Below are 18,900 nucleotides of genomic sequence, written 5' to 3'. Positions count from 1 at the left end.
GATCGCTAAGGCACAAAGACCTTGTAAATTACATAGCTGGCCCTAAAAAAAAAGCAGGTAAATAAGCCTGAGCTCATTTACCTGCTGAATGGTATTGGTAATTATGCTGTAACGATATGTTTTATTGTTTGTTCCAGAAAGAGAGCTCACTCATATTGCTGTAACCGGAACCTGTGGTGGTATGCAATACCCTGATACGGATATAGCGAACGGGAGGAGGATTCTCCATAAGCGTAACCCTTAGCGCATTTTTGCCATCATCTGTACGGGTTACTTCTTTGAGCAGCACCCAACCCTTGGCCAGTGCTTCAGCTTTCCAGCCGGAGTTATCAGCCCTGAGCGTTGTCGTTGCATTGCTCAGGTCATTGATGCCCCAAACTTCGAACTTGTCCGGATTGTTACAGCAATCCCGGCCAGTCTCTTCAATATGGCTCAGACTGTTGTAACTCCTGCCCAGATCGAAAGTCAATACATGAGGAATGTGATTACCATCGCTATGAAAAATATTTGGATAGCCCTGAGGCCCCACGCTACCATCCCACAACTTACTGATACTTGTGCCCGACTCATAGTAATTGACATCCTGAGGTAAGCGAACTTCCCTAAAGAGAGATTTGTCCGTAGGAATATAAAAGATCACCTGAGGGAACGTGCTGTATTCAGTTACAGTGAAAATATCCAAAGAATTGCGTTCCGGAATGTAAGAAGATCTATAGCTGATTTGGGTACCAGGTTTGTAATCCGTTAGTTTCAGTACGTTAGCAGTAGGTGCAAGATCGACTTCTTTAACTACGTTTGACGTGGTTGTATACTTCACTCTTGTAGTGATGTTGATGGTATCTGGTGCATTGAAATTTAGTTCTACCTCACCATTGGCGTAAGCCACATAAGGATTTGCGGCATTGTATGCCCTATTTAAGAGGCCTGTGGTGTAGGTAGGCCCATAGACCTTTACATTATTAACCAATTTCGGGATAGACTTATTGCCCTTTGCATCGTAAGAGTAAATGGTAAAGGAATAGACAAACTCTTCCAAATTTGGAATCAGCGCAGTTACACTGTCTGTTTTACTCGTGATGTTGACCACTGTGGAATCTTTTTTATTGTAAAATACCACGTACTTGACAATACTGGGATCTGTACTTGATTTCCATTTCAGCATTGTTCTGAGGTTCCCTGGCCGGGATATGACATCGCCAACACTTCCTGTGTAGACAATTTCTTTCCCCTCAAAAAATTCTTTGAAATCGGTCTGCTGTTTTTCGCAGCTCCATACGATAAAGATCAATAATGATCCGAGGATATATTTAAGATGTTTCATCTGTCTAGATTTTAAAACTATTAACATGAGCTTATTGAGGGGTTCCATAAGGCGTAATTTCCATGATGTGCGCAGCCGCAACATTACCCCAGTTGCTCGCGACTGAAATCCGCAGGAACCTAACTGCCGGTGCCTGGAGAGAAACCTTAAAGTTGACGCCCTTTCTAACAAAGTCCTCATCTGAACCTATCGTTTGTCCAGGAGGGTTTCCAGATGGCGGATCAGGAAATTTGAAGTTCCCCAGGTTGACCCAATCACCTACGACGGCACCTTCGGCAGCAAGTACCGGTAACCGCTGATCTCTTGGATTGGTTAGGTTAGAGCCCCATAAAGAGAATTCCTTCGGGTTACCGTAGTTATATGTAAAACCATTTCCCAGCCGCTCAAACAAAACAAAACGGCTCAATTTGTAACTTGCACCTACACCAAAACTAGTCGTGTAGGGTAAAGGCTCGCCAAATTTGGTGTGCCATCCGTTTCCATCACCTTTGCCATCCCAGAGATAAAGCGTATTCCAGCCAAAGTCGATTGGGGTATCGGAGCCCAAACTAAGCGTACTGAACTTACTTTTGTCCAGGGCGACTTCAAAGATTGGGGTCAGATTGCGTTTGAGTGTATCTGAAATGTTGCCCCAGCGATCGGTTACATATACGGCGAAATCCTGAGCGGTAGAGCTGTAGCCCCTAACCGAGTAATCAATGACCGGCTCCTTCGTAAAAAACTGATCCTGAATTTCCATTGCCCGTGTACTGGCATTGTAGCTGAGGAAAATCAAGCCCACTTCCATTTTAGCAGGGTTGCTGGCGGTCACATTGATGCCCCCGAAATCTGCAGTCATATTTACAGTTGGCCGAACAAGTTTATAAACAGGTGTGGTCGGATTTACAGTAACCGTTATTGGATCCGAACTCACATTGGCCCTGGAAACAGTATACAAGGTGACCTCGTAAGATTTAGCCTCTGCAAAGCCATTCACGACAACAGTATCCTGATAGTAAGAGGATTTTGCTTCGCGTGAAGTAGCATCGTTGATCTTATATTTGGCTTGCACATACAATATGTTAGGCGAATTGGGTAAATCATAGGTAATGTAGGCACCACCATTAAAATTGTCGACTTTGATATTGCTGACCGGTTCCGGCTTTGTCTTATCCTCCGAGATGACGTCATTAAAGCCATTATTCTTTTTACAGGCCGTTATACTCGCCATGAGCACAAATACGAGTAATGATAGGCTGAGTTTATTGATATGTATCATAATAGTATCGTTATGTGTTTACCACAATGGGTTTTGAACCAAATTGCTATTTACAGTGATGCTCTCGTCGCGAATAGGCCACAGGTAATCCTTGGTATTGAATACCGGGGTGAACAAATTGCGGGCGCGATAGTAATTGACGGGCTGCTCATCATAGATACTCCAGCCTTGTACCGGCACACTCATGACGGCCTGCAATTCTTTCCAGCGACGCAAATCCCAACCTGCAATGGATTCAAAGGCAAGTTCAATCCTACGTTCCTGATGAATGATCTGACGCAGGCCTGCCTGAGTCGTATACTTATTTGGGTTAGTTGACAGCGCGGCAGTCCAGGCATCAGCTACTTTCGGAATGCCCGCACGTTGCCTCACCTCATCAATATATGGGAGGATCTGTGCATAATTTTTACCTTGTTCATTCAGCGCTTCCGCATACATCAAATAAAGATCAGATAGCCTGATGAGTGGATAATGAAAATCTTCCCAGGTCATATTTGCATTGTAGGCGGTAAGGTAGTGCACCAATTTCTTCGGCCAGTATCCTGAAATATTCAGGTGGGTAGTATTTTTTGGCCCCGCAAAAGAGTTGACTCCCCTTGCTTGCACATACTGCGCATTTGCAGGATCGCCCAGGCCGTCATTTCCATTTCCATACCAAACACCTCCATCGAAGGCCAAAGAAGAATAAAACCTGGGTTCCCGGTTAAAATGAGCATTAACAGTCTCATATCCATTATGGACATAAAACCTGTCCGCAAAAGCCGCGGTCTTCAAAGCGTAGCGGTTCCTGTAGTCGAAGGTTTTATCTTCCTGGATGGGCAAGCCTTTATCCGTGTAAAATAGTTCCTGCTGCGCAATCGGAACTGCAAATGTACCCTGCGCGATCAGATTCCCCGCAGCCAGCGCATTTAACCTTGGCATTGCTTTTTCCTGTTTTCCAAAACCATAAGTTGGGTTCAATGCCCAGATCAACTCATTATTGATTTCCCATTTTTCAGTGATTGCCGTTTGCAAAGTGAGTACCTTTTTCAAAGAATCTGTCAGGGTGGTAGGAATTCTGCCAGTAATGGTAAATGTATGTAACCTGAGCCCGTTTTTAATACTTGCATCCAAAGCTGCGAAACAAGCATCGGCCGCGAGATCCCATTTTTTTGGATCTGCCTGCTGACTAAACAACAGCTCTCCATCTTTGTTGCTGAATCCGACATAGTCGCGATTTCCATTAAACAAAGGACTCGCCGCTGTCATCAACACCTGTGCCTTTACAGACAATGCAATAATCGAGGTGATGCGACCCAATTCCTGAGCCTGATTTTGAATCCGGATCGGCAGATCGGGAGCCGCCTCGTCGAGCAAACGAACAATAAAATTGACAACTGAGTCTACCGGTGCTCTTTTGACCTTCACTTCTTCAGGTGAACTGGTGATGGGCAAGTTTTTATCAGTAATTGGTATTGGTCCGTACATTCTGAACAAATAGAAATGGTAATATGCTTTTAGGAATTTAGCTTCGGCAATCCACCTTTTCTTTTCACTTTCTCCGAGATCTATGGGCTTATCTATATTCTCCAGCATGATGTTACATCGCCTGATGGCCTGGAACATCGCCTGACCACCTTCTAGTCCATCCCAATAGTTCAAGCCTGGATTCCCAGTGGTCTGTACCCCCCTCAGCATGTTGAAACCAACAGGATTTACGCCCTGGTTGTCTCTCAGGTTATTTGGAAATACAATCTCCCCTGAAGTGGTAAATGCAGCATCAAACCAGGGATTTTGCAGTTGCTGCAAGGTGTTGTAACAGCCAAAAAGATAATTTTCCGCTTCATTGCGGTTTCTGAAAGCGTAATCTATGGTACCTACGTTATCCGGTGTAACGTTGAGGTACTTTTTACAGGAGAGCATGGACAAGGCCATGACCGCGATGTATAAAATTTTTGAGTATAATGATTTCATGTCTTAGTGCTCTAGTACTAATTATAAACTGACGTTGAGACCAACGTTGTAAACTTTCTGCAGTGGATAGGCAAAACCATTTCCACCCAATTCCGGATCCCACATGGTGAATGGACTCCAGGTCAGCAAATTCAAGCCGCTGAAATAAAGCCTCATATTTTTAATCTTTGCCCTGTTTACTAACTTTTTCGGAAAGGTGTAGCCAAACTCCAGGGATTTCATCCGAATGAAACTTCCGTCGCGCAACCACCAGGAACTGTTCTGCCTTGTGTTTTCAATCACTGCACCATTAGCCCCCAATCTCGGATACAAAGCATATAAATTCTGGTTATCTTCTGACCAGTGGTCATCAGCATACTGCTTTAAAATTTGGGTATCGCCAGGCAACCAGGAGTCTGGACTCTTAATAAAGGGACTGGTTCTGGCAGGATCGATCAGGAAAGAGACACGAGCCTGTCCTTGAAAAAATACATTGAGGTCAAAGTTTTTAAAGGTTGAAGAAAGACCAAAACCGTAAACAATTTCTGGCACTGTTGGATTTCCCAACCAGGTCTGGTCTTTGTCATCAATGACACCATCGCCATTCAAGTCGCGATATTTGATATCTCCCCCCATTGGCGCAAGGCCATTGTTGCTAAAAATCTGACGAGGGGAGTTGCGTGCCTCGTTATCATCTACAAATAAACGTTCGGCTATATAGCCACGGTTCCTATTGAGGCTGATGCCATCATGCAGACGGTATTGCTCCGGATAGTCGGGTTCTTCAAATTGGATAAACTTGTTTCTGGTGAAGGTAAAATTGGCAATTGAGGAAAGGGTAAAATCTTTGCTGAAGCTTTGTTTTCCATCAAGGGAGAACTCAATTCCCCGGGACTCCACCTTACCGATATTGGCAGAGACGCCCGCTTCCAGGCCCATTGTGGTAGGTAAAGAAGCACGATCCTGCAAAATATCAGATTTTAAGTTTTTAAAGACTTCTGTAGTTAATCGGAGATTTTTCAGGAAGGTAAGCTCTAAACCTAAGTTCAACTGCTTTGAAATTTCCCAGGTCACATCCCTGTTTTCGTAATTGGTAATGGAAACTCCATTGTGACCGTAGCTGTTATTGGTTCCGAAAGAAGCAGGCCTGCCTCCATTCAAATTAACTTCCGAAAGGTAAAAGAATCTCCGGTCGCTAATGGCATCATTTCCTACTAAACCATAACTAGCCCTTAGCTTCATGCGGTCGATCACATTCGCTAAATTACCGTAGAATTTCTCACCTGATACAATCCAGGAAGCACCAATTGTCGGGAAGAATCCATAGCGGTGATTTTCAGAAAAACGCTCTGATCCGTTATACCCAAAGTTGAATTCCAGGAAGTAACGGCTTTGATAAGCATAAGTAGCGCGTCCTGATAAGCCAAGATTTCTGAAAGGAAGTGAATTGTATAAAGTGTTGGCATTCGCATTCACCAGCTGCTGTTGTGTACCGATTAATGCTGCGCTAACATTGTGATTTTCTCCAAAATCAGCAGAATAATCCAACACACCCTGCAGATAAAGGAAGGTATTTAAAGTACTTGCACCAGCATAGTAGTTTAAATATTCACGCGCCTGATTCGGCTGGCTATTGATCCAGTTCAAGGTATATTCGTTAGTTCCTCTGTCATACGAAGCCACATTGTAAAAATATGGGGCGTAGGCCAGTTCAGATTCGAACCTGGCATACCTGTTTGTACTAAAGATTCCTTTGAAATTGAGGCCCTTTGTGAGGAAATTCAATTTTTGATTAATTTCTAATTGAGCAAGCATTCTAGACTCAGAGTATCTTCTGTTGCCGCGTAATAAAGCCGCATACGGATTGATATTCCTCACCTCATAGCTGCTGCCTGAATTGGCATCTACATTATTCCCAAAAAGAATATGGTTCACTCCCAAATTGGCCGCGTCCGGCTCATAGTAAGCGGGAAAATCTACCGGACTGGTGTGCGTGGCAATGTTGTAAAGGTCCGTTGCAAAAGAGGGGTCGTTGGTCATGGGCCCTCTGTATTCATTGAAAGTTCCCGACAAACGAACAACAAGTTCTGTGCTACTGGTCAAATCTATATTGACGTTGGAACGCAACTGGTAATTTTTAAAACTGACGTTGTTTTTGTTGTTGTTCCTGATATCAGTCCTCAAAATTCCGTTATCATCAGAAAAAGAGCCTGCAATGTAATAACGTGCAACACCTCCACCACCAGAGACATTTAGATTTGCCCTCTGGGTACTTGTGCGTTTTTTAAACAGCATGTCCATCCAATCCACCGCCGGATAAACAAATTTATTGCTTCCGGGCGCTCCGTCCAGCGTAGCCTGTGTATTCATGATCTTATTCGGCGTGTAAGGCACAACAGAGTTGGTACCTCTGGTTAAGGTCGCCTCATTGAATAATTTCATATACGTAATGGGATCGGCGAACTCCAAAGACTTTACCGACTCAGAAGCAGAGCCCTCCAAACGTACATTGATCTGCGCTTTTCCATTCTTTCCTTCCTTGGTTTTCACGAGAATTACCCCGTTGCCTCCGCGCGCGCCATAGAGCGCAGTTGCACTCGCATCTTTCAGTATGGAGAAACTCTCAATATCATCTACCTGCAAACGGGCAAGATCTGAAGTGGTCATCTCCACATTGTCGATCAGGATCAGCGGGTCACGTTTATATCCAAAGGTAGTTACGCCTCTAATGAAGAAATTGGCATTGTCCTGTCCAGGTTGTCCGCTGGGTTGAAAAGCAATCACCCCCGCAATCCTACCTGCCATAGCGCTGGTCAAGTTACTGGAGGGGACTTTTAAATCGCCAGGGCGTACTGAAGTGACAGCACCCACGATGGCTTCTTTGCGCTGGCGCTGGCCCATCGCTGTGATGACCACCTCTTCTGCCTGAATATTGCTTTCCTGCAATACGATATTGATCACGGTAGCCTCCCCCACAGTGACCCTTTGTTCCTGGTAACCGATGTACGCGAAACGCAATAAGGTACCTACGGTGACGTCAAGTACATACTTACCATTATTATCGGTCTGGGTACCAATTTTAGGGTTATTGACATCGGCCACGATAACACCAACTAAGGGTAGCCCTGTGGCGTCTTTTACGGAACCTGTTATGGTAAGCCTAAGCGGCGCGACGACCTCCGGTTTTGGAGCCGGCTTGACGATGACAGATTTACCCTGAATGGTATAGGTAAGATCAAGCCCTGCAAAGCAGATATTCAATACTTCGGAAATGGAACTCTTATTGAAGTTTACTGACAGTTTAGGTGCGCTGGTGATATTTTTGGCCGACCAGAAAACATTGTATCCGGTTTGCTTATTGATCTCACTGAATACTTCCTTAAGGCTGGTGCTTTTGTCCTTATAGGTAATGCTCTGAGAAAGGACCGACGCGCTGGTTTGCATCAGACCGAGGAAGACTAGGAAAAAGGCAATCTTCATGGTTAGCAGGAATTTATTGACGTACGCCGAAGGCATACAAATTTTTGGAGTAAAAATTTTATACATTTGTTAAAGCTTTTTTTTGAGTTAGAAATGCAATTACAGTGGATTCCGATTTGAATAAAGCTTCATAAAAAACGGGGGCATGCCAGTGCCTCTGTTTTTTGCTTTACAAACGGTATCGATGGGATTTAGCTCGATCTGTTTTTTATTCTCATGGTTTAATTTGGTTTGATATTTGGTTATTGTTGGTTTGAGGAGTTTCTATTTCGAGCTTACATACACAGTGCTGCCCTGAACCCTGAATTTTACACCACCGGTCTGCTCCATACTGTTCAATAAGGTCGATATATTGGCAAAGCGGTCCGATAGCACGCCAAAACTTTCGCGCTTTATGCCCTCGCTTTCGTAAACCACCTTCGCATTGTACCACCTGGCCACAATGGTCATGATGGCCTCCAGGCTTTCCCCGTCGAATCTGAAAAGCCCATTCTTCCATGCTACCGCATTTTCTGCCTGCACGTCGGCCACTTCAAAGTTTTCTTTTAGTATGGCTTCCTGACCAGGGCGCAATCTTACAGTATGGTCACCCGAAGCGATACGGACAGCACCCTCCAGCAGTGTGGTCTTGGTTGCAGCATTTTCTGGATAGGCGTCTACATTGAAATGCGTACCCAATACTTCTATCAACTGCTTAGCTGTACTCACCTTAAACGGTGCCTGTTCGTTCTTTTTCACTTCGAAATACCCTTCTCCTACGAGACTTACCCTACGTTCATTTTTAGTGGCAAAGCTCAGAGGGAATTTCAGGGAAGACAAAGCATTGAGCCATACCTGAGTACCATCTGATAGGATGACCTTAAATTGTCCGCCCACAGGAGTTTTGATGGTATTGTAGCGCGTGATGGTATCGGCCTGTCCATCCGAGGTTATTGCCTGCGGCAATACGGTGTAGACGATTTGACCAGCAGCGGCCCTGGATATTTTGATTCCGGACTGACTGGAAATGTTTCCTGCAATGGCATCATTCAGGCTGACTTCAGATCCATCTGCGAGAATTAGCACGGCTTGATTTCTGCCAGGCTGGATTTCAGTTTTGCGAACAAGTTGGTTTTGTGCAGAATGTGGATCTTTTTTAATGAAATAGAGTAATCCCATGCCAAGAATGACCGCAACGGAAGCTGCAGCGAGCCAGGTACGCTTATTACGCGTCTTCCCCACAGCCTGGGTATCGACCATGAGCCTATTGCGCATAAACTGCTCTACAGTATGTTCATCTTCAGGAAATTCAGCGTCCTGATTGGCTACACTACGATACCAGTCGAAGAGTTCCTTGCGTTCATCTTCTGTGACATTACCGCTTTTATACTTATCAATTAAGCTGTAAACTTTCTTCTTCTTCAATTTATATTTGGCTTATCAAAAGGTATGTTCGATGAGGAGCGGTTTACCCTACATCAAAAAAATATTTTTTTTTAATGACGCTAAGACAGGAGGAAAAAAGCCGGGTCAGCTTTATTTGAAACTGCTTAAATAATAAATTACCGCCACAAAGATCACTGTTCCATATCCTTTGAGTTTCCATTTGAGGATCTTGAGCGCACGGGTCAGGCTAGCCTCTACTCCTTTTTCTGAAATGTTGATTTTTTCGGCAATTTCTGAATTTTTGAGCCCGAGCTCGCGGCTATACCTGAACACCAGTTTGCATTTCTCGGGCATTTCTTCAACGATTCCGTTGATGTACTCCTTCAAAAACAGTGCATCTAATTTTTCTTCCTCGTCATTGAGTTCAGAAAATAAATAATTTGCTTTGGCAAGTTCAACGCGACGCTGTTCTTTTTGGTAATATTGGAATAAGCTCAACCTCATTGCCGTAGCCAGAAAAGCGGCCAGGTTTTCGATCTCGATCTTTTGGTCTCTTTCCCAAAGTGACATGAATACCTCGTGTACCAGGTCCTTTGAGGCTGAATTTTCCTTACTGTGGTTCCAGGCGATCATCAGTAATTTCCTCCAATACCGGTTGTAAATTTCAGTAAAAGCCAAATGGTCCCGGTTCTTTAGCAGATCCGTCAGCTGTTTATCTGAATATTTGGTATAGTTTGCCATGACCGCCTTTTGCCCAACTAATTAATAAAGGAGAATATCTGGTTTAAATACTGTGGAAACAAATCTATGTAAAAAAAAGATGCATCTTTTTATTTGCTGACTTTTTTATTGTCTATGGATTTTAATTTGCTCCGCCTATAGGAACAGACACATTCAATAAGATATATCTGCCTAACAAACTGGCAGTTCCCCGGGATTCACCTACGTTGCTCACACTACTATTGATCAGGCTATTTACATTGAACAGGTTTTTTCCGCTAATGCCATAGCTGATCTTGCCGTTGCCGGGGTTATACAGAAATTCAGTATTTAAGATATGGTAATCATTCCTGTTGATGCGGTAAAGATCGTAAACGGTCACATGACTGAGGGATTTACCCAGCTTGATCCTGGATGCAATGGAGTATTTATAGGCTTCATTGCGACCTACTGCTGCATTTTGCTGCTGCACAGATTCGTTCAGGTAGCTGAATTGCAAGGTAAAGTTGACTGGTAATTTGAAACCTGTACCCAACTTGAGCAAGAGGTTTTGAGTAAGATTTGAATAGGGATTGATCTCCTGTCCGATACTCGCATAGTAGCGGCGCTTGCTTAGCGAGAAGTCTACTGTAGCATCTATAGACAATGCGGGGATGAATTTCTGGAATACGGTATTGCCCCCTATGCTCCGGATGCTTTTGTATAAACTCCGTTGGGTGTAATAGAGTGCATTGTCGAAGAAATTGGTATTAATGAAACCAAAGGGGCTGTAGTTGGCATTACCGGAAATCCGGAAGCTTAGGTAATGCGCAGAGAAAGTATTGTTCTGGTAGGCGATGTTGACATCCTGGGTATTGTAATAATACAACTGTGACAAGCCTGAACTGAGGTTCCTGAGATCGGTCAGCACATAGTTCTGGTAATAGCTGAGGTTATCCGGACTGGTGTTTTGCATTTGGTAGCCAAGGATCAGTTCCTGTCCCTCCCCCAGTCTTGCCTTCAGGTTTAAGCTGGGCTGCAGGTAAAAGTAACTGCTATCCCGGCCATACAGTTCGATATTCCTCAGATTACCACGCAAGGCCAATTGGAGCCTGATGCGCTTGTTGTCGAAAATGTATTTGGCACCCAAATACATTTCTGAATTGTTGACCCGGTTTTGATTGGCATATTCATCGCCCGGTAAGTTTTGGACACCACCGGATAAACTGTAAAGTCTGGTTTCCAGCTTACTGATGGAGCTGAATGCACCGGCATTGAGGTAAAAATAGTGGTTAGTTGATTTTCTGAGTGCCTGGACATCCAGACCAAACTGGTTCAATCGCGTGTCTGCCAATTGCATAAGTGCTTGTGCCCCAAAAAAATCGGGGAGACTACCGTACAGATCAGATTGAGAAGTATAATTCTGCCTGACAGCAGCTGAGTTGTACCTGGCAGAAGCGATCAATGCTGTATTTGCACTGGATTTGAGTACATAACGCAATTCGCTGCGGATGTTTCTATCATCGCCTGACTGCTGCTGCAGGACTTCATTGGCCTGGAGGCCATTGAACATCGATAGATCATTGGAATGATAAACATCAGGCCGGGTAGTATAGGTAAAAGAAGCGAAAAGCCTTGATTTAGCATCCAGCTTTTGGTCGGCACTGAACTCCAGCTGATAATTCTTACTGTTGCTCCGCCTGTTTTGAAGGTCTTCTGTCACTATGGTATCCTGCAGGTAATACCGCTGGAGGAGGTTACGTTCGTCGTAGAGTTTATTTCTTATTCCATAGAGCCCAAGGGTGAGCTTCAGATTTTTGCTCACACGATCGATGGCAGATAGACTGCCAGACAAACTTTTGTTTAGTCGGAAGTAATTGTTATCAAAAGGATTGGTGTCTTCTATTGCATGATTGATGAGCTTGCCAGACTGAGGGGCCGCGCTTTTATTGCTCAGGTTGAGCAGATCGGCCTGGTACTTACCTATGTTGTTGTTATTGAGAAAGGAAAACGCTTTGATCCCTTTGTAGAAGGAAATGAAATTGCCGGACAGATCATTTCTGTCGTTGCTGCCATAACCTGCATCAATACTTCCGGAAATACTCTTTTTGTCTTTAATCTTAAGGTTCAGCACCACTTCTTCTGAGCTGATGACACCATTCAGCAGGTCATCCTCAACATAATTTTCGATGGCCTGTACTTCTTCTACCAGTTGCGGCTTCAGGTTCTGCGTGATGGTTTTGTATCCCTCTCCGGTCATGTCGTCTCCTTCCAGCAGGACCTTAGTGATCCGCTGCTGGTTAAAATAGATCGTACCATCGTTACTTACCTTCATACCTGGCATTTTCTTGATGACACTCTCGATGTTGCGGTCGTCGGCTGTGGTCAACCTGGCCACATTGTATTTGGTGGTATCGTTGGCAGAGCTGACGATGGGCTGCTCGGATCTGATATGAATGGTCTCCAGCTGTATGGCATCATCCTGAAGTTTGAAATCATGCTGCAGAACACCCGTACTGATACTGGTAACATTGAGTTTCAGGGTATCTCTTTTCAGGCCAATATAAGCTGCAATGAGGTACAGGCTTTGCTGATCCCCGAACTCCCCTTCCAGCTGATAACTGCCCTCTTCATTGCCGGATGTAAAGGAAAGCACCTGTCCATCGGTAGTTTTCAACTGAACTGAGGCAGATGGGATCACCTGACCAGAGGCATCCCTGACCTTACCGCTGATTTTGATTTGCTGGCCAAAGGCCAGACCAGTAATACTGAGTAAGCAGAAAAGAAAAAGGGATGATTTCAATTTCGTCTAGTATTTCTCTTGTTTCTCCGGCAATTTGATGGTGGTACTGCTGGTTACACCGTTTCCACTGGTTTCGACCACCCTTGCCAGGGCCTCGTTTTTGCTCAGTCGTTCTTTATAGGCCTTCATAAAAGCACTGTGTGTCGTGGCTTTATCCTTCGCATAGCTTTTTGGCAGCGCCAGGATGGCCGGATCAAATTTAGCTTTCAGGTTGATACCGGTCAGCTTATAGCTGAATACGGAATTGAGGTCGTTGACGGCGACGATAAGACCCGGCAGACCGCAGAATTTCCAGGGACCGTTGGAAATGGCAATGTCATCGGTGAACCAGGCTTCGTAATTCCTGCCCCTGAAGGTGGTAGTTGCCTTGGTACAGTTGTAGTTCAGTATCTTTTTTTGTTCTTTGCTGATCTTCCATTTGAAATTTGACAGCGTATCGCTGATCAGGTAAAACTTAACAGCGATATCATCACCAAGGAGGAGCTTTTTGGTTTTGGTGTCTTTGTAGACAAAGCGCTTTTTTGTGGGGTTGACCACCATTGTTTCCGTAATGCTGTTGTCACCATCGGCGACCTTGGTATTTGCAACCTGCTTCGGCAAATTGAGTTCCAGGGATTGTCCGCCTGAAAAATACACGATGGAGTTGACGATGCGGGGCTGACTGAGCATGCCGTCGTCAATAGTGAGGCTGTAGTTTAGGGTTCCTTTTACTTGCGCCTGCATTGCTGAAGCCTGACAAAATAAGGCGAAAAGGAAAAATAACCGGATAGTGGCGTTAGGTAAAGACATAGGTAGATGTTCGTTTAATTTTGCGGAATGGGCTTTGCAAAAACAAGGCCGTTCTGCGGTGATATTGCAGAACAGGCCTTAATAAATGATGCTAATGCGTAAACCAGCGGATATAATCCGGCGTTACTTCTTCGATTTGAGCCTGGGCCTCGGCAATTGCTTCACGGCAGGTAGGGCCATAAACGACGCGGCTGATCTTTAAAGCCACAGAACCGTCTGAATTTAAAAACACACGTGAGTACACTGCTGTACAGGTAAATTTGCCTTCGGCCTTTGCAGGAACTAAGTTTGCGAAAAGACCGGCGCTGGACAGCGACAGCGCTAAAAATAACATTGCTTTTTTCATGGTTGTAGGGTTGAAAATTAATGGGTTAATTAATGCTTTGTTTCAATTCACAACATAAAATTCAACTTCCTGTTTCTGAAAAGGAGCGGGTTCTGTTAAGCGCCTGAGGATTTTGATTAAGCGCAGGACTTGCGCAGAAATTCGTAGCCTGCTAATGGTTCGCACCAGCTTAGCATATCGTACTCATTTCTTTCAATGCCGTATTCACATACAGTCCGGAAAGCAGGTCTACTGTATATTCCAGCTCTTCTTCGGTGGTATATCTACTAAAAGAAAACCTGATATTTGTCAGCCCGGCCGATACACCTAAAGCAGACAGTACGTGTGAATTGGATTTGGCAGAACAGGCACTGCCGCCTGAAGCATAAATTTCATGTTGGTCTAAAAAGCTGAGGACATCCTGTCCTGAATCAGCCAGCGGGAGTGCCACATTCAAAACGTTGTTGAGGCTCAATTTTTTTCTTGCCGAATTGCCGTTGAACCTGATTCCGGGAATTTTGCTAATGAGGTTATTGATCATTTTTTCTTTAAGTTCAGAAAGGTGTTGTTGATGGTTTGCCTGGTTGGCATAGGACAGGCTGAGTGCTTTGGCCATACCGACAATACCGCTGACATTTTCAGTGCCGCTGCGAAGTCCCCGTTCCTGTGCACCGCCGTGGAGAAAAGGAGTCAGCGCTTTGGGATCTCTGGCATATAGAAAGCCTACACCCTTTGGCCCGTGAAACTTGTGAGCAGAAGCTACTAAAAAATCTGCGGGGAGCGTTTGTGTATCGTATTGATATTGACAGATCGACTGAACAGTATCGCTGTGGAAAATTGCGCCGGCGCTTTTACACAACGCTCCGACTTGTTGGATGTCGATCAGATTACCCAATTCATTGTTGGCATGCATCAGTGACACCAAAGCCTTTTCGTTGGCAGCAAGCAATTGCTCAAGATGAGAAAGCGATAAAGTACCATTGTCATCGTGTTTAAGGAAAACAACCCGGATCTCCCCTCTTTGCTCCAGATACTTTAGCGTATTGAGTACAGCGTGGTGTTCAAATTTCGAACTGATCACGAGTTTAATTCCTTTTGAACGAACGGTGGAAATGATTGCTGTATTGTCGGCTTCAGTACCGCCAGAGGTGAACACTATATTTTCCGGTGCAGCATTCAGCAAATCTGCGATGGTCCGGCGCGATGCCTCTATTGCCGTTCTGGCTGCCCGGCCTGCAGCATGCGAAGATGAGGGATTACCATAAGATTCAAACAAATAAGGTTCCATTTCCTGGAATACTGTACTGTCTAGTTGAGTGGTAGCGGCATTGTCTAAGTAAATTTTCATATTCTAAATTTTTGTTACTTACACATCCAGCCTGCTGAAGGAATGAATCTTATCTTACCGCATTGCGGAAGGAGTTAGCACCTTGTAAATACAGGTTGCTAAGACGTCACAGGGCCTTTCCCTCAGTCTTTCTGGATAAGTAAATAGGTGAATGAACGATAATCATCATTGCATATGATGATGCAAATATAATAATAACTACCAATTTAGTATATATTATTTTATAATTAATTACCTCAAGCGTACAACACCAACTTAAAAGCTAAAAAAATAGATATAAAAGCAGCAATAGACTGAAACAAAGAGTAACCTGGAATCTGAATAAAGACTACCATTTTAATAGTATTTACTTATATTTGATCACAAACCCTGGACATTTAACAGGTTTAAACATCACTAACCCCATTGAAAATGATAGAAAATTTCAACTATTTGGCATTTGCCATTCCTGCGTTTTTTGTCTTTCTGTTTTTAGAATACAGGATAGCCTTAAAGCTGAAAAAGCAACATCTGTTCAAGTATGAAAGTTCTATATCTAACCTCAGCATTGGCATTGCGGAGCGCATGCTTAACCTTTTTATCACTGCAAGCTGCTACAGTCTTTTTGTATGGGTCTATGAGCATTACGCCCTATTCAAGATACCCAATACCTGGTGGGTATGGGTATTGTTGATCCTGGTCACGGATCTGGTTTGGTACTGGTACCACCGGCTAGGGCATGAAGTCAATATCTTATGGGCCGCACATATCGTTCACCACCAAAGTGAAGAATTTAATTTTACCGTTTCGGCAAGGATCACCGTTTTCCAGGCTTTGATCAGAAATATTTTCTGGTGTCTGATCCCGCTGATGGGCTTTCATCCTGTAATGGTGATGAGCATACTGGTCGTACATGGCGCATATTCTTTCTTTACCCATACACAATTGATCAAAAACATGGGTTGGCTGGAATACATCCTGGTGAGCCCCTCGATTCATGGCATTCACCATGCCAGTGATGAAAAATATCTGGACAAGAACTACGGAGATGTATTTGTGTTTTGGGACAAGCTTTTCGGGACTTTTCAAAAGGAAGAAGAAGCACCAAAATATGGCCTGACACATCCAGTAAACAGCTATAGTTTTTTATGGCAGCACTTTCATTATTACCTGGAAATTATTGCGGCCTGTAAAAAAGAACAAGGCCTGCTGGCAAAACTCAGGGTAGTATTTGGACATCCGGCCACTATGGACCAGGACATCCGGCCTTCTCTGGAAAAGAGATTCCTTCAGCGACGGGCCTCGCCTGCATACCGTTTCAAATTTAAAGCCTACCTGAATGCACAGATCCTGATCAGCGTACTCCTGCTGTTTTTCTTTACTGGAACCTATGCATTCTTGCAGGTGCCTGATAAATGTTTTGTGGTAGGATTTATTCTGCTCACACTGATCAATTGCGGGGCATTGATGGAACAGCGGAAATGGATTTATTATATCGAATATGGTCGACTGCTGATTTTGTTTTCCTATATGTTCTGGAAAGCTGGACATATTGAACTCGTTATCCTATGGATGATCCTGATGTACCTGCTTGAACAGGTTTTCCGGTTGCGGGCCCTATACCTTCAGTATGTACTGCGATACGACAGGCTATAAAAACCAAAGCCCCAACAGCGATCAGTCCGATCATGTTGAGGCCAATGGTAATCTAACCAAATTGTCTTTATTACTTTTCTTCGTTTTTGATGCTGTCTAATATGGGCTTCGCGAGGCTACTTAAGGTTTTTTGTTCGGGCTTGTTCAGTTCCAGGACCACAATTTCATTTTTCCCTCTCTTCAGCCATTCTGCAGGCAGGTAAAGCGTTTGCTGCGGGCCAATCTCCCAGTACCTGCCGAGGTTCTTTCCATTGACCCAGACCATCCCCTTGCCCCATTTGCGCATGTCGAGATAGGTATCTGCAACCTGATTCAGGTTAAAGTTCCCTTTTTTTAGTACAGGGGTACCATCGGCCTGAGCGGCAGATTTAAATTTCAGGCTTTGCACTTCAGTAAAAGGAAATTTAAACATGTCCCAATTCTGAATTTCAGTTCCCGCGAAGCTGACATATTCCGTAATGCCCTTTTTGTTTTTTAAAAGATTAGGACCAAAATTGACCCTTCCTAAATTTTCTACCAGGATGTCAAGTGTTACTTTTCCCGCCGGAAGTGTCAGTGAAAGACTGTCCTGGGCATTTCGGCGGTCTAAAGTACCCACTCGCTTTCCATTGACCATGATGATGGCGTAATCCCTCAATGCTTTGATTTTCAGCACACCGGTTTTACCCCCTTGCAGTGTACTGCGGTACCAGACAAATCCATAAGCCTGGTTTAGGTCTTCAAAGGTCAGGGGTTTTTCATGCTTAGTGGGAGCAGACAGCAGATCTGCCAGCCTGACCGCAGCTTGAAACTGTATCTCGGGAATGACCATTGAAGGCTTAGCAGCGGGCACTTCAGGTAGCGTTTGTCCCGCAGCGAGATTGCGCTGGATTACAGCTCTGAACTGCATGAATTTATCAGTAGCATTTCCGGCTTCATCCAAAGGTGCGTCATAGTCGTAACTGCTGATCTGCGGTTCATAAGGTGTGGTGTCTTTATCATTGGCTCCGTTCATAAAATCACGGGTACTACCTCCATGGAACATATACATATTGATGGACATACCTGCCTTGAGTACCGCATCCAGTTTAGCCGTATACTTATCGGCCGGTACGGTATGGTGTGGAGTCACCCACCAGTCGAACCATGCCGGATACCATTCTGCAATAAAGAATGGCCCTTTTCCAGCATTCAATGCTTTTATTTTGCTTTTTACGATGGCAGGATCATCTTGTCCATTGATGGCTGGGAGCAAGCCCGGCAAATGACCATCGCTGAGGTCTTTTTCCGGATCGCAGGTGTACAACAAGCCATCAAAGCCCGCATCTATAAACATTTTTTTATTGATGGCCAGGTATTCTTTATCATTGCTATAGGAACCATATTCGTTTTCTACCTGCACCATGAGGATATTCCCACCATGGTTGATCTGCAAGGGCGCCAATTGCTTTCCGACCGCCTTAATATAAGTTTCATATTCTTTGAGGTACTGGCTTTCTTTGCTGCGCACCACCAATCCTTTTTCATTTTGCAGCCAGTAAGGATAACCGCCAAATTCCCATTCCGCACAAACGTAAGGGCTCGGTCTAAGAATCACCCAAAGTCCTTCTTCTTTGGCGATCCTGACGAATTCAGCAATGTCATTATTGCCACTAAAATCAAATTTGTTTTTTTCTGGTTCATGTAAATTCCAGAATACATAGGTTCCGATAGTATTGAGCCCCATCGCTTTGGCCATTTGCATGCGTTGCCTCCAGGCTTCCCTGGGTACCCGGGGGTAGTGAATTTCGCCAGAGATGATCTGGAAAGGTTTGTTATCCAGCAGGAAGGTGCTATCGCCCAAGGCAAAAGTATGTTTTTGAGCTTTCGTCTCCTCTGCTTTTCCAAGCAACACTAAAACCATTGTGCTGACCAGGATTATATTATTTAATAATTTCATTTGTGTGTGGGTATAGTTAATTAGCAA

12 protein-coding genes and 1 riboswitch are annotated in these 18,900 nt (G+C 44.3%); of the genes, 1 reads left to right on the top strand and 11 read right to left on the bottom strand.

What is annotated here, in order from left to right; all coding sequences use genetic code 11:
* Nucleotides 1-121: 121 nt before the first annotated feature.
* From WAE59_RS18045 to WAE59_RS18000, 10 genes are all read right to left on the bottom strand, one after another.
* Nucleotides 122-1,321 carry a DUF4998 domain-containing protein gene (locus tag WAE59_RS18045; RefSeq protein ID WP_337857363.1) on the bottom strand — a complete coding sequence of 400 codons (1,200 nt, stop codon included), beginning with the start codon at nt 1,319-1,321 and terminating at the stop codon, nt 122-124.
* A 31-nt stretch (nt 1,322-1,352) separates the two neighbouring features.
* Nucleotides 1,353-2,579 carry a DUF4959 domain-containing protein gene (locus tag WAE59_RS18040; RefSeq protein WP_337857362.1) on the bottom strand — a complete coding sequence of 409 codons (1,227 nt, stop codon included), beginning with the start codon at nt 2,577-2,579 and terminating at the stop codon, nt 1,353-1,355.
* Nucleotides 2,580-2,597: 18 nt separating this feature from the next.
* Entirely contained in the window at nt 2,598-4,532 is a 1,935-nt protein-coding gene (locus tag WAE59_RS18035; protein WP_337857361.1) for a RagB/SusD family nutrient uptake outer membrane protein, read from the bottom strand.
* 21 nt (nt 4,533-4,553) lie between these two features.
* On the bottom strand, nt 4,554-7,991 hold the full coding sequence (locus tag WAE59_RS18030) for a TonB-dependent receptor (protein WP_337857360.1): 3,438 nt from the start codon (nt 7,989-7,991) through the stop codon (nt 4,554-4,556).
* 264 nt (nt 7,992-8,255) lie between these two features.
* Nucleotides 8,256-9,395: a FecR family protein gene (locus tag WAE59_RS18025; RefSeq protein WP_337857359.1), complete on the bottom strand. Its 1,140-nt coding sequence runs from the start codon at nt 9,393-9,395 to the stop codon at nt 8,256-8,258.
* A gap of 111 nt (nt 9,396-9,506) precedes the next feature.
* Nucleotides 9,507-10,097, bottom strand: a complete 591-nt coding sequence (locus WAE59_RS18020; RefSeq protein WP_337857358.1) for a sigma-70 family RNA polymerase sigma factor — start codon at nt 10,095-10,097, stop codon at nt 9,507-9,509.
* Nucleotides 10,098-10,218: 121 nt separating this feature from the next.
* Nucleotides 10,219-12,858 carry a TonB-dependent receptor gene (locus WAE59_RS18015; RefSeq protein WP_337857357.1) on the bottom strand — a complete coding sequence of 880 codons (2,640 nt, stop codon included), beginning with the start codon at nt 12,856-12,858 and terminating at the stop codon, nt 10,219-10,221.
* Nucleotides 12,859-12,864: 6 nt separating this feature from the next.
* Nucleotides 12,865-13,647: a GLPGLI family protein gene (locus WAE59_RS18010; protein ID WP_337857356.1), complete on the bottom strand. Its 783-nt coding sequence runs from the start codon at nt 13,645-13,647 to the stop codon at nt 12,865-12,867.
* 91 nt (nt 13,648-13,738) lie between these two features.
* On the bottom strand, nt 13,739-13,993 hold the full coding sequence (locus tag WAE59_RS18005; RefSeq protein ID WP_337857355.1) for a hypothetical protein: 255 nt from the start codon (nt 13,991-13,993) through the stop codon (nt 13,739-13,741).
* A gap of 169 nt (nt 13,994-14,162) precedes the next feature.
* Nucleotides 14,163-15,320 (bottom strand): cysteine desulfurase family protein, encoded by a 1,158-nt coding sequence (locus tag WAE59_RS18000; RefSeq protein ID WP_337857354.1) that lies wholly within the window; start codon nt 15,318-15,320, stop codon nt 14,163-14,165.
* 46 nt (nt 15,321-15,366) lie between these two features.
* Nucleotides 15,367-15,462, bottom strand: a riboswitch (SAM riboswitch).
* Between the two features lie 269 nt (nt 15,463-15,731).
* Between WAE59_RS18000 and WAE59_RS17995 the strand changes: the two genes are divergently transcribed.
* Complete coding sequence (locus WAE59_RS17995; protein ID WP_337857353.1) at nt 15,732-16,955, top strand: sterol desaturase family protein; 1,224 nt, start codon at nt 15,732-15,734, stop codon at nt 16,953-16,955.
* Between the two features lie 70 nt (nt 16,956-17,025).
* On the opposite strand, the gene WAE59_RS17990 is transcribed toward WAE59_RS17995, so the two are convergent.
* Nucleotides 17,026-18,873 carry a glycoside hydrolase family 35 protein gene (locus tag WAE59_RS17990; protein WP_337857352.1) on the bottom strand — a complete coding sequence of 616 codons (1,848 nt, stop codon included), beginning with the start codon at nt 18,871-18,873 and terminating at the stop codon, nt 17,026-17,028.
* Between the last annotated feature and the right edge of the window lie 27 nt (nt 18,874-18,900).

The organism is Pedobacter sp. GR22-6 (assembly GCF_037402555.1).
Taxonomy (GTDB): Bacteria; Bacteroidota; Bacteroidia; order Sphingobacteriales; family Sphingobacteriaceae; genus Pedobacter.
This window is presented reverse-complemented; position numbering and strand designations above follow the sequence as displayed.

What these genes read in the sequence shown, in the direction of transcription:
- WAE59_RS18030 (WP_337857360.1), bottom strand. Translation starts at nt 7,991, where the DNA reads ATGAAGATTGCCTTTTTCCTAGTCTTCCTCGGTCTGATGCAAACCAGC.
- WAE59_RS18020 (WP_337857358.1), bottom strand. Translation starts at nt 10,097, where the DNA reads ATGGCAAACTATACCAAATATTCAGATAAACAGCTGACGGATCTGCTA.
- WAE59_RS18035 (WP_337857361.1), bottom strand. Translation starts at nt 4,532, where the DNA reads ATGAAATCATTATACTCAAAAATTTTATACATCGCGGTCATGGCCTTG.
- WAE59_RS17990 (WP_337857352.1), bottom strand. Translation starts at nt 18,873, where the DNA reads ATGAAATTATTAAATAATATAATCCTGGTCAGCACAATGGTTTTAGTG.
- WAE59_RS18045 (WP_337857363.1), bottom strand. Translation starts at nt 1,321, where the DNA reads ATGAAACATCTTAAATATATCCTCGGATCATTATTGATCTTTATCGTA.
- WAE59_RS17995 (WP_337857353.1), top strand. Translation starts at nt 15,732, where the DNA reads ATGATAGAAAATTTCAACTATTTGGCATTTGCCATTCCTGCGTTTTTT.
- WAE59_RS18000 (WP_337857354.1), bottom strand. Translation starts at nt 15,320, where the DNA reads ATGAAAATTTACTTAGACAATGCCGCTACCACTCAACTAGACAGTACA.
- WAE59_RS18040 (WP_337857362.1), bottom strand. Translation starts at nt 2,579, where the DNA reads ATGATACATATCAATAAACTCAGCCTATCATTACTCGTATTTGTGCTC.
- WAE59_RS18010 (WP_337857356.1), bottom strand. Translation starts at nt 13,647, where the DNA reads ATGTCTTTACCTAACGCCACTATCCGGTTATTTTTCCTTTTCGCCTTA.
- WAE59_RS18005 (WP_337857355.1), bottom strand. Translation starts at nt 13,993, where the DNA reads ATGAAAAAAGCAATGTTATTTTTAGCGCTGTCGCTGTCCAGCGCCGGT.